The organism is Escherichia whittamii, assembly GCF_014836715.1.
Lineage (GTDB): Bacteria > Pseudomonadota > Gammaproteobacteria > Enterobacterales > Enterobacteriaceae > Escherichia > Escherichia whittamii.
Map to the genome: position 1 here is coordinate 61833 of NZ_JACSQI010000004.1, position 14714 is coordinate 76546.

The window sequence follows — 14714 nt, forward strand, 5'->3', positions numbered from 1 at the left end:
ATGGCCTTTTCTCAAGCGGTTAGCGGATTAAACGCTGCCGCCACCAATCTCGATGTTATTGGCAACAATATCGCCAACTCCGCCACCTATGGCTTTAAATCCGGCACGGCCTCTTTTGCTGATATGTTTGCTGGTTCGAAAGTGGGACTGGGGGTAAAAGTTGCAGGCATCACTCAGGATTTTACCGACGGCACGACCACAAATACTGGCCGTGGGCTGGATGTCGCTATCAGCCAGAACGGTTTTTTCCGTCTGGTAGACAGTAACGGCTCGGTGTTTTACAGCCGTAACGGGCAATTCAAACTGGATGAAAACCGCAACCTTGTGAATATGCAAGGTTTACAGTTGACCGGGTATCCGGCAGCCGGTACGCCTCCGACCATCCAGCAAGGGGCGAATCCGGGCAGTATTTCGATTCCAAATACCTTGATGGCGGCGAAGTCCACAACCACGGCGTCCATGCAGATTAACCTTAACTCCAGTGATACGCTTCCCACCGTGACGCCATTCAGCGCCAGTGATGCCGATAGCTATAACAAAAAAGGTTCGGTAACGGTGTATGACAGTCAGGGTAATGCCCATGACATGAGCGTCTACTTTGTGAAGACCCAGGATAATACCTGGGATGTCTACACCCAGGACAGTAGTGCTCCAAACAGCATTGCAACGATAGCGACAACACTGGAATTTGATGCCAATGGTGTTCTGACGTCGGACCCAACAAAGGATATTACCACTGGCGCGATTAATGGCGCGGATCCTGCAACATTCTCCCTTAGCTTCCTCAACTCCATGCAGCAAAACACTGGCGCTAACAATATTGTGGCGACCACCCAGAACGGTTACAAACCGGGCGATCTGGTGAGTTATCAAATCAACGATGACGGCACGGTAGTCGGGAACTATTCGAACGAACAAACCCAATTGCTGGGGCAGATTGTACTGGCTAACTTTGCCAACAACGAAGGACTGGCATCAGAGGGCGACAACGTCTGGTCTGCAACTCAGTCTTCTGGTGTAGCGTTGCTGGGAACCGCCGGGACCGGTAATTTTGGTGCACTGACCAACGGCGCCCTGGAAGCGTCCAACGTCGATCTCAGCAAAGAACTGGTCAATATGATTGTCGCCCAGCGTAACTATCAGTCTAACGCCCAGACCATCAAAACCCAGGACCAGATCCTCAACACGCTGGTTAACTTACGCTAATTGCTGACGGGATAGCTCGATGGATCACGCAATTTATACCGCGATGGGCGCCGCCAGCCAGACGCTGAATCAACAGGCGGTGACCGCCAGTAATCTGGCGAATGCCTCCACGCCCGGTTTTCGCGCGCAGTTAAACGCCTTACGTGCGGTACCGGTTGAAGGGCTTTCTCTGCCCACGCGCACGCTCGTAACGGCATCTACGCCAGGCGCAGATATGACGTCCGGCAAGATGGATTACACCTCGCGTCCCCTGGATGTTGCATTACAACAGGACGGCTGGTTGGCCGTGCAAACCGCTGACGGCAGCGAGGGGTATACGCGTAACGGCAGCATTCAGGTTGATCCTGGTGGACAACTGACGATTCAGGGGTATCCGGTGATTGGCGAGGCGGGGCCGATTGCCGTGCCGGAAGGGGCGGAAATTACTATCGCCGCCGATGGCACCATTTCGGCGCTCAATCCGGGCGATCCGGCAAATACCGTTGCACCAGTAGGACGGTTGAAACTGGTGAAAGCCATGGGCAGTGAAGTGCAGCGCGGTGATGACGGGATCTTTCGTATGAGCGCGGAAAGTCAGGCCACGCGTGGTCCGATGTTACCGGCTGACCCGACGTTACGGGTGATGTCGGGCGTGCTGGAAGGTAGTAACGTCAATGCCGTTTCGGCAATGAGCGACATGATTGCCAGTGCGCGGCGTTTTGAAATGCAGATGAAGGTAATAAGCAGCGTCGATGATAACGCTGGTCGCGCCAACCAACTGCTGTCGATGAGTTAATTGAAAGGATAAATGACAAGCATAAGTTGCCGAGGCGCAAGCTTATTGGGCCTACGGGATGATGCAAGACCTTGTAGGCCGGATAAGGCGTTGATGCCGCATCCGGCAAGAAGACATATGCGATTTGTCAGTAATCCACAACAGGACATTTTATGATCAGTTCATTATGGATCGCCAAAACGGGCCTCGACGCCCAGCAAACCAATATGGACGTCATTGCCAACAACCTGGCAAACGTCAGCACCAATGGTTTCAAGCGCCAGCGGGCAGTGTTTGAAGATCTGCTTTATCAAACCATTCGCCAGCCTGGCGCACAGTCTTCCGAACAAACCACCTTGCCATCCGGGTTACAAATCGGTACGGGGGTGCGCCCGGTCGCCACTGAACGCTTACACAGTCAGGGCAACCTGTCGCAAACCAATAACAGCAAAGATGTGGCGATTAAAGGGCAGGGATTTTTCCAGGTTATGCTGCCGGATGGCTCATCAGCCTATACCCGCGATGGCTCTTTCCAGGTGGATCAGAACGGGCAGCTGGTGACGGCGGGCGGTTTTCAGGTGCAGCCAGCAATCACCATTCCGGCGAATGCGTTAAGCATTACCATTGGTCGTGATGGCGTGGTCAGCGTTACCCAGCAAGGCCAGGCCGCTCCGGTTCAGGTTGGACAACTCAATCTCACCACTTTTATGAACGACACTGGCCTGGAGAGCATTGGCGAAAACCTCTACACCGAAACACAATCCTCTGGCGCACCGAACGAAAGCACGCCAGGTCTGAACGGCGCGGGGTTGTTGTATCAAGGATATGTTGAAACTTCTAACGTCAACGTAGCTGAGGAACTGGTCAATATGATTCAGGTACAGCGCGCCTACGAAATCAACAGTAAAGCGGTATCCACCACCGACCAGATGCTGCAAAAACTGACGCAACTCTAAAACATACCGGTAGGGCAACTTACCGGTTTATTGATTTTTGAAGATGATAGCCATGCAAAAAAACGCTGCGCATACTTACGGTATTTCCACCTTGTTGGTGCTTTCACTGACCGGCTGCGCCTGGATCCCGTCTACTCCGTTGGTGCAGGGGGTGACCACGGCACAACCTGTACCCGGCCCGACGCCCGTCGCCAATGGTTCCATTTTTCAGTCTGACCAGCCGATTAATTATGGCTATCAGCCGTTATTTGAAGATCGTCGACCACGCAATATCGGCGATACGCTGACTATTGTGTTGCAGGAAAATGTCAGCGCCAGCAAGAGTTCGTCCGCTAATGCCAGCCGCGATGGAAAAACCAACTTTGGGTTTGATACTGTGCCGCGCTATTTGCAAGGGCTGTTCGGTAATGCCCGTGCCGATGTCGATGCCTCTGGCGGTAATAGCTTCAATGGCAAAGGCGGAGCTAATGCCAGCAACACCTTTAGCGGCACCTTGACCGTGACGGTTGATCAGGTGCTGGTCAACGGCAACCTGCATGTGGTGGGTGAAAAACAGATAGCCATTAATCAGGGTACTGAATTTATTCGTTTTTCCGGCGTGGTCAATCCACGCACCATCAGTGGCAGCAACACTGTACCGTCAACCCAGGTGGCAGACGCGCGCATTGAGTACGTGGGCAATGGCTACATTAACGAAGCACAAAACATGGGCTGGTTACAGCGTTTCTTCCTTAACCTGTCGCCAATGTAAGTGAGGCTGTGGTGATTAAATTTCTCTCTGTATTCATTCTTCTGCTGGTAGCGACCGTTGCACAGGCTGACCGCATCCGCGATCTCACCAGCGTACAGGGCGTACGGCAAAACTCGCTGATTGGTTATGGTCTTGTTGTTGGCCTTGACGGTACGGGTGACCAGACGACTCAGACGCCGTTTACCACTCAAACGCTTAATAACATGCTCTCACAGTTGGGAATTACCGTTCCGACTGGCACCAATATGCAGCTAAAAAACGTCGCTGCGGTAATGGTGACGGCGTCGCTGCCGCCGTTTGGACGCCAGGGGCAAACCATTGATGTGGTGGTTTCTTCCATGGGTAATGCCAAAAGTCTGCGTGGCGGTACGTTGTTGATGACACCACTTAAGGGCGTCGACAGCCAGGTTTATGCACTGGCGCAGGGCAATATTCTGGTCGGTGGCGCGGGGGCATCGGCGGGAGGCAGCAGTGTTCAGGTTAACCAACTGAATGGCGGACGGATCACCAACGGTGCGATTATTGAGCGCGAATTGCCCAGCCAATTCGGCGCTGGCAATACCCTCAATTTGCAGCTAAATGACGAAGACTTCGCGATGGCGCAGGAAATCGCCGACACCATTAACCGCTCAAGTGGATATGGTAACGCCACGGCGTTAGATGCGCGGACTATTCAGGTACGTGTGCCGAGCGGTAATAGTTCCCAGGTGCGTTTCCTTGCCGATATCCAGAATATGCAGGTCAATGTCACCCCGCAGGACGCCAAAGTGGTGATTAATTCGCGCACCGGCTCGGTGGTGATGAATCGTGAAGTGACCCTCGACAGCTGTGCTGTGGCGCAGGGCAATCTCTCGGTTACGGTAAATCGTCAGGCCAATGTCAGCCAACCAGATACACCGTTTGGTGGCGGACAAACCGTGGTTACGCCACAAACGCAGATCGACTTACGCCAGAGCGGCGGTTCATTGCAAAGCGTACGTTCAAGCGCCAGCCTCAAAAACGTGGTGCGTGCGCTCAATGCCCTGGGAGCCACTCCGATGGATTTAATGTCCATACTGCAATCTATGCAAAGCGCGGGATGTCTGCGGGCAAAACTGGAAATCATCTGATGATTAGCGACAGCAAACTGCTGGCGAGTGCCGCCTGGGATGCACAATCACTTAACGATCTGAAAGCGAAAGCGGGCAAAGATCCCGCAGCAAATATTCGCCCGGTAGCTCGCCAGGTGGAAGGGATGTTTGTGCAGATGATGCTAAAAAGCATGCGTGAAGCCTTACCGAAAGATGGTCTGTTCAGCAGCGAGCACACGCGCCTCTACACCAGTATGTATGACCAGCAGATTGCCCAACAGATGACGGCGGGCAAAGGTCTGGGACTGGCGGAGATGATGGTAAAACAGATGACGCCTGAGCAGCCATTGCCGGCAGAAGAGATGCCTGCGGGACCGATGAAATTCCCACTTGAAACGGTGATGAGTTTTCAAAATAAAGCGCTCAGGCAGATGGTGCAAAAAGCTGTACCGCGCAATTACGAGGCTTTGCTGCCTGGTGACAGCAAAACGTTTCTTGCACAGCTCTCGCAGCCAGCTCAGTTGGCAAGCCAGCAAAGTGGTGTGCCACATCATCTGATCCTCGCCCAGGCGGCGCTGGAATCAGGCTGGGGACAACGGCAGATTCGTCGCGAAAATGGCGAGCCGAGCTACAACGTGTTTGGCGTAAAAGCGTCAGGTAACTGGAAAGGACCCGTTACTGAAATCACCACCACTGAATATGAAAACGGCGAAGCGAAGAAAATAAAGGCGAAGTTTCGTGTTTACGGTTCTTATCTCGAAGCATTGTCAGATTACGTTGGGCTGTTAACCCGTAATCCACGCTACGCCGCCGTGACTCGCGCTGCCAGCGCCGAGCAGGGGGCGCAGGCGTTACAGGATGCAGGTTATGCCACCGATCCTGAATATGCCCGCAAACTCACCAATATGATTCAGCAATTGAAATCGGTTAGTGACAAGGTGAGCAAAACCTACAGTATGAGTATCGATAATCTGTTCTGAAAAATTCAAGTCCGGCGAGTGTCTGCCGATAATGCTCTGTAATTGAAGGCTTATAAGGAACCTCCATGTCCAGCTTGATTAATAACGCCATGAGCGGACTTAACGCTGCCCAGGCGGCGTTAAATACGGCGAGTAATAATATTTCCAGCTATAACGTTGCCGGATATACCCGACAAACCACCATTATGGCGCAGGCTAACAGTACGTTAGGTGCAGGCGGTTGGGTAGGCAATGGCGTCTATGTTTCTGGCGTGCAGCGAGAATACGATGCGTTTATTACTAATCAGTTACGTGCGGCGCAGACCCAGAGTAGCGGCCTGACTTCCCGTTATGAGCAGATGTCGAAAATCGACAATATGCTTTCTGGCAGCACCACGTCGCTGGCAACGCAAATGCAGGACTTCTTCACCAGTCTGCAAACGCTGGTCAGTAACGCAGAAGATCCGGCTGCGCGGCAAGCGCTGATTGGCAAGGCGGAAGGTCTGGTAAATCAGTTTAAAACCACCGACCAGTATCTGCGCGACCAGGACAAACAGATCAATATCGCGATAGGTGCCAGCGTCGACCAGATCAACAATTACGCTAAACAAATCGCCAGCCTGAACGATCAGATCTCCCGTTTAACAGGTGTGGGTGCAGGGGCTTCACCCAACGATCTCCTTGATCAACGCGATCAACTGGTGAGTGAATTAAACCAGATCGTTGGCGTTGAGGTCAGCGTTCAGGATGGCGGTACTTACAATATCACCATGGCCAATGGTTACTCGCTGGTTCAAGGCAGTTCGGCACGCCAGCTTGCAGCAGTACCGTCCAGCGCCGATCCTTCTCGTACAGCAGTCGCTTATGTTGATGGGACGGCGGAAAATATCGAGATCCCGGAGAAATTGCTGAATACGGGGTCGCTGGGCGGCATTCTGACATTTCGCTCTCAGGATCTTGACCAGACGCGCAATACGCTCGGGCAACTGGCGCTGGCATTTGCCGAGTCTTTCAATGCCCAACATAACAAGGGGTATGATGCCAATGGTAAAAAAGGGGAGGATTTCTTTGCTGTTGGTAAGCCCGCTGTTCTGGAAAATGTCAAAAACAAAGGTAGCTCTGCGATCGGCGCTACGGTGACCGATAGTTCCGCTGTTCTGGCGACCGATTACAAAATCTCGTTCAAAGATAATCAGTGGCAAGTCACCCGTCTGGCCAGCAATACCACTTTTACGGTGGCACCAGATGCCGACGGCAAAGTCTCATTTGATGGTCTGGAACTGACCTTCACCGGAACGCCAAAACCTAACGACAGCTTCACGTTGAAACCGGTAAGCGATGCCATCGTCAATATGGATGTATTAATCACTGACGAAGCGAAAATCGCCATGGCCAGCGATGAAACCGCCGGTGAAAGCGATAACCGCAATGGTCAGGCGCTGTTGGATTTGCAAACTAACGGCAAAACGGTCGGCGGGGCGAAATCCTTTAACGACGCCTATGCCTCGTTGGTTAGCGATATCGGGAATAAAACCGCCACGTTGAAAACCAGCAGTACTACTCAAAGTAATGTGGTGACGCAACTTTCTAATCAGCAGCAGTCGATCTCTGGCGTCAATCTCGACGAAGAGTACGGCAACCTGCAACGTTTTCAGCAGTATTACCTGGCCAATGCACAGGTTCTGCAGACGGCGAACGCCATTTTTGATGCGCTGATTAATATTCGCTAAGGGGAGATAAGATGCGTTTCAGTACCCAGATGATGTACCAGCAAAATATGCGTGGTATCACCAATTCTCAGGCGGAATGGATGAAGTACGGCGAACAGATGTCGACGGGTAAGCGAGTCGTTAATCCTTCTGACGATCCCATTGCAGCATCACAAGCCGTGGTTCTCTCCCAGGCGCAGGCGCAAAACAGCCAGTACACGCTGGCGCGGACTTTCGCGACTCAAAAGGTGTCGCTGGAAGAAAGCGTGCTTGGTCAGGTGACTACTGCAATCCAGAATGCCCAGGAAAAAATTGTCTACGCCAGCAACGGCACGTTAAGTGATGATGACCGGGCATCGTTGGCAACGGATATTCAAGGGATCCGCGACCAGTTGTTAAATCTGGCGAATACCACTGATGGGAACGGGCGCTACATTTTTGCCGGTTATAAAACAGAATCTGCGCCGTTTAACGAGGCGAAAGGCGAATATGTCGGCGGGAAAGAGAGCATTACGCAACAGGTCGATGCCTCTCGCTCGATGGTGATAGGGCATACCGGTGACAAAATTTTCAACAGCATCACCAGCAACGCGGTAGCGGAACCTGACGGTAGCGATTCTGAAACTAACCTGTTTGCTATGCTGGATAGCGCCATCGCGGCGCTAAAAACGCCTGTTGTGGATAGCGAAGCGGATAAAGAAACCGCCGCTGCGGCATTGGATAAAACCAACCGTGGTCTGAAAAACTCACTGAATAATGTCCTGACCGTACGCGCGGAACTCGGCACGCAACTGAATGAACTGGAGTCGCTGGATTCATTAGGTAGCGATCGCGCTTTAGGGCAAACGCAGCAGATGAGCGATTTGGTTGATGTGGACTGGAATGCAACTATTTCATCTTACATCATGCAGCAAACGGCGTTGCAGGCGTCGTACAAAACGTTTACTGATATGCAAGGATTGTCTCTATTCCAGCTCAACAAATAAGCTCGTTTTTAAACATATCTTGAAACTGGGTATGTTTTGTCTGCCTGCTCTGGGATCGCCGGGGCGGGCATTTTTTTTGACTGAGTTCACCGATACTGATCTGCATTGATGTCATTTGCGAAATAAAAAGCCCCGGCGGTTGCCAGGGCTTGATCACCTTGAGTTAAGTGTTACTCAACAGGTTGCGGACGCGTAGGGCCAGCAGAGGCATGATGTGTTGCCGCATGACCACCTGCGGCACCTTTACCTTCGAAGGCAAAGGTCGGGCGCTGCCAGTCACTGTGACGCGGTGCTTCCGGAACATATTCCGGCGCCGGAGCGCGTGTCATCGGTGCAGTGGCGTGGTTATGTTCAACGATTACCTCGGATACAACAGGAGCTACCGTTTCAACTTCAGCTGCGACTTCAGCGACTACCGGGGCGGCAGCTTGAGCTACAACTTCAGGTTCGGCAACCACAACCTCGGCAGTTTCGGCAACTTCTTCAATGTCTGCCGTCTCTTCCTGCGGTTCAACTACCGGTTCTGCGTGCTCTGCAACGTCCTGCGCTACGGCAACATCGGCCTCGGCAATCACCTGATGCTGTTCAGTTACCGCTGCGGCAATCACTTCAGGATGCGTTGTTTCAACAACTTCTGGTTGCGGTTGTGCAACCTGAACAGGTGTTTCTACAACTTCAGCCACCTCTTCAACAACCGGCGCGGCAACAACAGGTTCGACAGCGGCAGCAACAGGGACTTCTGTCACCATCGGCTGCACCTGCATTTCTTCCTGTTCGCGTTGCTCCTCAATCTGTACATCTTGCGGACGTACAACTGGATAGCGGATCCATACTTTGCCAGAGGCCAGTTCCGGAGATGCGCACGCTACGGTTAACGGCATTGGTGACTGGGCCGGATAACGCTCGTCACGATAGCGACGACGACGCTGACCACTTACGCGCAGGTGACGAGGCGAGCGACGAGAACGACGTGGCATACCACCGTTGTCACGGTTATCGGCATTATTCTCTTCTTGCTGTTCCGGCGCAGTTTGTGCAACCACTGGCAGCGGTACTTTCACCAGTTCAGTGCTCGGGGCTTGCACTTCCTGAGTAACAGGCTCGGTAGCGACGGTTTCTTCAACCACCGGTGCGGTGACCACTTCTTCCGCAATGCTTTGTTCATAGCGCACTTTCTGATTCAGCTGACGTTGTTTACGACGCGGCTGAACCGGACGTGCACGTTCTTCCTGCTCGGTTTCCTGAACAGATTGCTCTTCAACATCCAGCGCTTTCACTTCTTGTTGCGCCTGACGTTTATCATCGTTACGGCGACGGCTGCGCTCACGACGCGGTGCTTGCTGTTCGTCAGTATTACGCGCTTTTTCCGTTACATCAGCCTGCTGACGGCTCTCTCGAGTCTCAGCCGTTTGCTGCTGCGCCTGGCGACGATTACGACGGTTTTCTTCGCGATTATCGCTACCTTCCGTACGTTCGCTACGCGTGTCGCGGCGTTCATTACGGTCACGGCGGTTGTTCTGACGAGGCTTACGGCGATCCTGTTGGCGCTCCGGTTTCGCTTCCTCTTTTGGTGCAGGTTGCTCGGCCGGTTTGGTTTCTTCACCGCCGCTGAACAGCGATTTCAGTGCACTGAAAAGGCGGCTCAACAGACCCGGTTGTGCTGGAGCTGCTGGCGTTGCGGTTGCCGCTTTAGGTGCCGGGGCTGCTGCAGGCGCTACAGGTTCAGCCGGAGCTGGAGCTGGTGGCACATCCGGCATAGCAAAGGTTGCCAGTGCAGGTTGTTCAGGGCGCTTACGTTCAGCGAACTCTTCTTCTGACGGCAACGCCATCGCTTCTTCATGCAGTTTCGGCAGCATGTAGCTTAAGGTCGGCGTTTCTTCCCCTTTACGCACGCGCAGCACGTGATAGTGCGGAGTTTCCATCTGATCGTTTGGCACAATCACACAGCGCACGCCGTCCTGACGGGTTTCAATGGCATTTACCGCAGAACGTTTTTCGTTCAACAGGTAAGAGGCGATAGGCACAGGAACAATGGCGTGGACTTCCTGGGTGTTCTCTTTCAGGGCTTCTTCTTCAATCAGACGCAGGATAGAGAGCGACAGGGATTCGTTGTCACGCACGGTGCCAGTACCGGAACAACGCGGACAAACGTGATGACTGGATTCACCCAGCGACGGGCTCAGGCGCTGGCGGGACATCTCCAGAAGGCCGAAGCGAGAAATATGGCTGATTTGGATACGTGCACGGTCCTGACGCACCGCTTCGCGCAGACGGTTTTCTACCGCACGCTGGTGGCGTACTGGCGTCATGTCGATGAAGTCGATAACAATCAGGCCACCGAGGTCACGCAGACGCAGCTGACGAGCAATTTCATCAGCAGCTTCCAGGTTGGTGTTAAACGCAGTTTCTTCGATATCGCCGCCGCGAGTTGCACGTGCGGAGTTGATGTCGATGGCGGTTAACGCTTCGGTGGTGTCGATAACAATGGAACCACCGGATGGCAGACGGACTTCACGCTGGAAGGCGGACTCAATCTGCGATTCAATCTGGTAGTGGCTGAACAGCGGAATTTCACCGGTGTACAGTTTGATTTTGCTACTGAAATCCGGGCGACCTAACGCAGCAATATGCTGACGCGCCAGTTCGAGCACTTTCGGATTATCGATAAGAATTTCACCGATGTCCTGGCGTAAGTAATCGCGGAATGCGCGAACGATTACGTTGCTCTCCTGGTGAATCAGGAACGGAGCAGGGCGGCTTTCAGCCGCTTTTTTGATGGCTTCCCAGTGCTTCAGACGGAAGCTTAAATCCCATTGCAGCGCCTCGGCAGATTTGCCGACGCCAGCAGTACGCACGATAAGCCCCATGCCTTCCGGCAGTTCCAGGCTTGCCAGTGCTTCTTTTAATTCGGTACGGTCGTCGCCTTCGATACGGCGAGAAATGCCGCCTGCGCGCGGGTTGTTTGGCATCAGAACCAGATAACTACCCGCAAGGCTGATAAAGGTCGTCAGCGCAGCCCCTTTGTTGCCGCGTTCTTCTTTATCAATCTGAACAATAACTTCCTGGCCTTCACGCAACACATCTTTAATGTTGGGGCGACCATGAGCACTGTAGTTAGCTGGGAAATATTCGCGGGCAATTTCTTTTAGAGGGAGGAAACCGTGACGTTCTGCGCCGTAATCAACAAAAGCAGCTTCCAGACTCGGTTCAATGCGGGTGATTTTACCTTTGTAGATGTTAGCCTTTTTCTGCTCATGCCCCGGGCTTTCGATATCCAGGTCATACAGACGCTGCCCATCTACAAGGGCAACGCGCAACTCTTCCTGCTGAGTTGCGTTAATTAACATTCTTTTCATCGTAACTTACTCATTATTCTTACATTGACGACTAAGCTGCGGGCAAAGTAACGCCTTGCCGGGTGTGAACCGATGGCCTCGTGTCTAGTCGCGTCGCCAACCTCACGGTTATCGTCAGCTCAAAGAGGCGCAGAGTGTCGGTTGCCTGTTTTTCATGCGGAAAAACAGCGCAATTATCAGAGAAACAGACTGGGTATTACTCTCCAGAAATATTTCTATCTACCGGTAAGGACTGCAACCCGCAGCCCGCTAACTGCCTGAAAGATCAATACGTCTTACGCCATTGCTGCGTTGATGATCGGTCGGGCAAAATGGGTTATTCCGTAAAATTTCTTGTTTTAACAAGGTTGGACACGGAAACGTTCTCATTATTCCATTGCAAGCCTTGTTATAGCAAGATGACTTTTACCATTTATCACCCACTTACTCACAGTTTTTTCACTTCTTGCTGGCGATTGGTTTAATAACCACCAATTAGGTGATCACCCTGCGAAGTAATAAGGTGCAAAACTAAATATAAGCATAGAAAAATGAGTGGCGCGAATCTTGCTGGCTATTTAGAATCGCCCACCATGAAAACAGAGACTCCATCCGTAAAAATCGTTGCTATCACTGCTGATGAAGCAGGGCAACGTATCGATAACTTTTTGCGTACTCAACTGAAAGGTGTACCAAAAAGTATGATCTACCGTATTTTGCGTAAAGGTGAAGTACGGGTGAACAAAAAACGTATTAAACCTGAATATAAACTCGAAGCTGGCGATGAAGTGCGTATTCCGCCAGTTCGCGTTGCCGAACGGGAAGAAGATGCGGTGTCGCCACATTTGCAAAAAGTGGCGGCGCTGGCGGATGTCATCTTATATGAAGATGATCATATCCTGGTGCTGAATAAACCGTCCGGTACGGCGGTACATGGCGGCAGTGGTTTAAGTTTCGGCGTTATTGAAGGTTTGCGGGCGTTGCGCCCTGAAGCGCGGTTCCTCGAACTGGTGCATCGGCTCGACCGGGACACTTCAGGCGTGCTGCTGGTGGCGAAAAAACGCTCGGCGTTACGTTCACTGCATGAGCAGTTACGTGAAAAAGGTATGCAGAAAGATTACCTGGCGCTGGTGCGCGGTCAGTGGCAGTCACACGTGAAGAGTGTACAAGCGCCGTTGCTGAAGAATATTTTGCAAAGCGGTGAGCGTATTGTGCGTGTGAGTCAGGAAGGTAAACCATCCGAAACGCGTTTTAAAGTGGAGGAACGCTATGCGTTTGCCACTCTGGTGCGTTGTAGCCCGGTTACCGGACGTACTCATCAGATCCGTGTGCATACTCAGTATGCTGGTCATCCGATTGCGTTTGACGATCGTTACGGCGACCGCGAATTCGATAAACAATTGACTGAAGCGGGAACGGGGTTAAATCGCTTGTTCCTGCATGCGGCAGCGTTGAAGTTTACCCATCCGGGGACGGGTGAAGTGATGCGTATCGAAGCGCCAATGGATGATGGTTTGAAGCGTTGTTTGCAGAAGCTGCGTAATGCGCGTTAATGCGAGCATATAAGCCGTAGGCCTGATAAGGCGTTTACGTCGCATCAGGCAGCCATAACCGATTGCCGGATGCGGCATAAATGCCATATCCGGCCCACGAAGTTACCCCATCAGCGGGTTTTGCCCTTCCCGACGCAACATCTGACAGAGCGCGATAAGCGGCAAACCAACCAGCGTGTTAGGGTCACGCCCCTCTAAGCGCTCAAATAGCGTAATACCAAATCCTTCACTCTTAAAGCTGCCTGCGCAGTGCAGGGGATGCTCTTTACGTACGTAATTATCAATCTCCGCCTCGCTCAGGTGACGGAAATGGACGTCAAAAGGTTCAACTTCTGTTTGCAGATGCCCATTCGCCGAATTAAACAGCGCCAGCCCGGTATAGAAGGTGACAATATTGCCACTGGCTTTACGTAATTGCAGACGGGCATTTTCTTCCGTTAACGGTTTGCCAGTAATTTCACCGTCCAGGACACACACCTGATCAGAACCAATAATTAAATGATCCGGATAACGTGACGCCAGGGATTGTGCTTTTTCCTGCGCCAGTCGAAGCACCAACTGACGTGGTGATTCGTCGCTGCGTGGGGTTTCGTCGACTTCCGGTGCGGCACATTCGAAAGAGATTTGCAGTTTTTCCAGTAGGACGCGGCGCCAGGGCGATGTGGAGGCTAAAATAAGTTTAGGCATATTTTTTTCCATCAGATATAGCGTATTGATGATAGCCATTTTAAACTATGCGCTTCGTTTTGCAGGTTGATGTTCGTTATCAGCACTGAACGAAAATAAAGCAGTAACCCGCAATGTGTGCGAATTATTGGCAAAAGGCAACCACAGGCTGCCTTTTTCTTTGACTCTATGACGTTACGAAGTTAATATGCGCGCCCTATGCAAAAGGTAAAATTACCCCTGACTCTCGATCCGGTTCGTACGGCTCAAAAACGCCTTGATTACCAGGGTATTTATACTCCTGATCAGGTTGAGCGCGTCGCCGAATCTGTGGTCAGTGTGGACAGTGATGTGGAATGCTCCATGTCGTTCGCTATCGATAACCAACGTCTCGCGGTGTTAAACGGCGATGCGAAGGTGACGGTAACGCTCGAGTGTCAGCGTTGCGGGAAGCCGTTTACTCATCAGGTCTACACAACGTATTGTTTTAGTCCTGTGCGTTCAGACGAACAGGCTGAAGCACTGCCGGAAGCGTATGAACCGATTGAGGTTAACGAATTCGGTGAAATCGATCTGCTTGCAATGGTTGAAGATGAAATCATCCTCGCCTTGCCGGTAGTTCCGGTGCATGATTCTGAACACTGTGAAGTGTCCGAAGCGGACATGGTCTTTGGTGAACTGCCTGAAGAAGCGCAAAAGCCAAACCCATTTGCCGTATTAGCCAGCTTAAAGCGTAAGTAATTGGTGCTCCCCGTTGGATCGGGGATAA

The 14714-nt window shown here is 52.2% G+C and carries 12 protein-coding genes; 10 read left to right on the plus strand and 2 right to left on the minus strand.

Annotated elements, in window-relative coordinates:
* From flgE to flgL, 8 genes are all read left to right on the plus strand, one after another.
* Nucleotides 1-1206 (plus strand): flagellar hook protein FlgE, encoded by a 1206-nt coding sequence (flgE, locus tag H9644_RS08115; protein WP_064528547.1) that lies wholly within the window; start codon nucleotides 1-3, stop codon nucleotides 1204-1206.
* A gap of 19 nt (nucleotides 1207-1225) precedes the next feature.
* Nucleotides 1226-1981: a flagellar basal-body rod protein FlgF gene (flgF, locus tag H9644_RS08120; RefSeq protein WP_064528549.1), complete on the plus strand. Its 756-nt coding sequence runs from the start codon at nucleotides 1226-1228 to the stop codon at nucleotides 1979-1981.
* Nucleotides 1982-2133: 152 nt separating this feature from the next.
* Nucleotides 2134-2916: a flagellar basal-body rod protein FlgG gene (gene flgG / locus H9644_RS08125; RefSeq protein ID WP_000625837.1), complete on the plus strand. Its 783-nt coding sequence runs from the start codon at nucleotides 2134-2136 to the stop codon at nucleotides 2914-2916.
* A gap of 52 nt (nucleotides 2917-2968) precedes the next feature.
* Nucleotides 2969-3667 (plus strand): flagellar basal body L-ring protein FlgH, encoded by a 699-nt coding sequence (gene flgH, locus H9644_RS08130; protein ID WP_191774127.1) that lies wholly within the window; start codon nucleotides 2969-2971, stop codon nucleotides 3665-3667.
* Between the two features lie 11 nt (nucleotides 3668-3678).
* The gene (flgI, locus tag H9644_RS08135; RefSeq protein WP_064528553.1) at nucleotides 3679-4776 is read left to right on the plus strand and encodes a flagellar basal body P-ring protein FlgI; all 1098 of its coding nucleotides are present in this window, start codon (nucleotides 3679-3681) and stop codon (nucleotides 4774-4776) included.
* Nucleotides 4776-5717 (plus strand): flagellar assembly peptidoglycan hydrolase FlgJ, encoded by a 942-nt coding sequence (gene flgJ, locus H9644_RS08140; protein ID WP_064528555.1) that lies wholly within the window; start codon nucleotides 4776-4778, stop codon nucleotides 5715-5717. Before flgI ends, flgJ begins: the two co-directional genes overlap by 1 nt.
* Nucleotides 5718-5782: 65 nt before the next feature.
* On the plus strand, nucleotides 5783-7426 hold the full coding sequence (gene flgK / locus H9644_RS08145; RefSeq protein WP_105289139.1) for a flagellar hook-associated protein FlgK: 1644 nt from the start codon (nucleotides 5783-5785) through the stop codon (nucleotides 7424-7426).
* Between the two features lie 11 nt (nucleotides 7427-7437).
* Nucleotides 7438-8391 carry a flagellar hook-associated protein FlgL gene (flgL, locus tag H9644_RS08150; RefSeq protein WP_191774129.1) on the plus strand — a complete coding sequence of 318 codons (954 nt, stop codon included), beginning with the start codon at nucleotides 7438-7440 and terminating at the stop codon, nucleotides 8389-8391.
* Between the two features lie 170 nt (nucleotides 8392-8561).
* On the opposite strand, the gene rne is transcribed toward flgL, so the two are convergent.
* Nucleotides 8562-11747, minus strand: a complete 3186-nt coding sequence (rne, locus tag H9644_RS08155) for a ribonuclease E (RefSeq protein ID WP_064528561.1) — start codon at nucleotides 11745-11747, stop codon at nucleotides 8562-8564.
* 572 nt (nucleotides 11748-12319) lie between these two features.
* Here rne and rluC point away from each other — a divergent pair.
* A complete protein-coding gene (rluC, locus tag H9644_RS08160; protein ID WP_064528831.1) occupies nucleotides 12320-13279 on the plus strand; it encodes a 23S rRNA pseudouridine(955/2504/2580) synthase RluC in 960 nt (319 codons plus the stop codon).
* Between the two features lie 102 nt (nucleotides 13280-13381).
* On the opposite strand, the gene yceF is transcribed toward rluC, so the two are convergent.
* Nucleotides 13382-13966 carry a 7-methyl-GTP pyrophosphatase gene (gene yceF / locus H9644_RS08165; RefSeq protein WP_064528833.1) on the minus strand — a complete coding sequence of 195 codons (585 nt, stop codon included), beginning with the start codon at nucleotides 13964-13966 and terminating at the stop codon, nucleotides 13382-13384.
* Between the two features lie 198 nt (nucleotides 13967-14164).
* On the opposite strand from yceF, the gene yceD reads away from it, so the two are divergent.
* Nucleotides 14165-14686 (plus strand): 23S rRNA accumulation protein YceD, encoded by a 522-nt coding sequence (gene yceD, locus H9644_RS08170; protein ID WP_001174481.1) that lies wholly within the window; start codon nucleotides 14165-14167, stop codon nucleotides 14684-14686.
* Nucleotides 14687-14714: the final 28 nt, after the last annotated feature.

What these genes read in the sequence shown, in the direction of transcription:
- flgE (WP_064528547.1), top strand. Translation starts at nt 1, where the DNA reads ATGGCCTTTTCTCAAGCGGTTAGCGGATTAAACGCTGCCGCCACCAAT.
- flgF (WP_064528549.1), top strand. Translation starts at nt 1,226, where the DNA reads ATGGATCACGCAATTTATACCGCGATGGGCGCCGCCAGCCAGACGCTG.
- flgG (WP_000625837.1), top strand. Translation starts at nt 2,134, where the DNA reads ATGATCAGTTCATTATGGATCGCCAAAACGGGCCTCGACGCCCAGCAA.
- flgH (WP_191774127.1), top strand. Translation starts at nt 2,969, where the DNA reads ATGCAAAAAAACGCTGCGCATACTTACGGTATTTCCACCTTGTTGGTG.
- flgJ (WP_064528555.1), top strand. Translation starts at nt 4,776, where the DNA reads ATGATTAGCGACAGCAAACTGCTGGCGAGTGCCGCCTGGGATGCACAA.
- flgK (WP_105289139.1), top strand. Translation starts at nt 5,783, where the DNA reads ATGTCCAGCTTGATTAATAACGCCATGAGCGGACTTAACGCTGCCCAG.
- flgL (WP_191774129.1), top strand. Translation starts at nt 7,438, where the DNA reads ATGCGTTTCAGTACCCAGATGATGTACCAGCAAAATATGCGTGGTATC.
- rne (WP_064528561.1), bottom strand. Translation starts at nt 11,747, where the DNA reads ATGAAAAGAATGTTAATTAACGCAACTCAGCAGGAAGAGTTGCGCGTT.
- rluC (WP_064528831.1), top strand. Translation starts at nt 12,320, where the DNA reads ATGAAAACAGAGACTCCATCCGTAAAAATCGTTGCTATCACTGCTGAT.
- yceF (WP_064528833.1), bottom strand. Translation starts at nt 13,966, where the DNA reads ATGCCTAAACTTATTTTAGCCTCCACATCGCCCTGGCGCCGCGTCCTA.
- yceD (WP_001174481.1), top strand. Translation starts at nt 14,165, where the DNA reads ATGCAAAAGGTAAAATTACCCCTGACTCTCGATCCGGTTCGTACGGCT.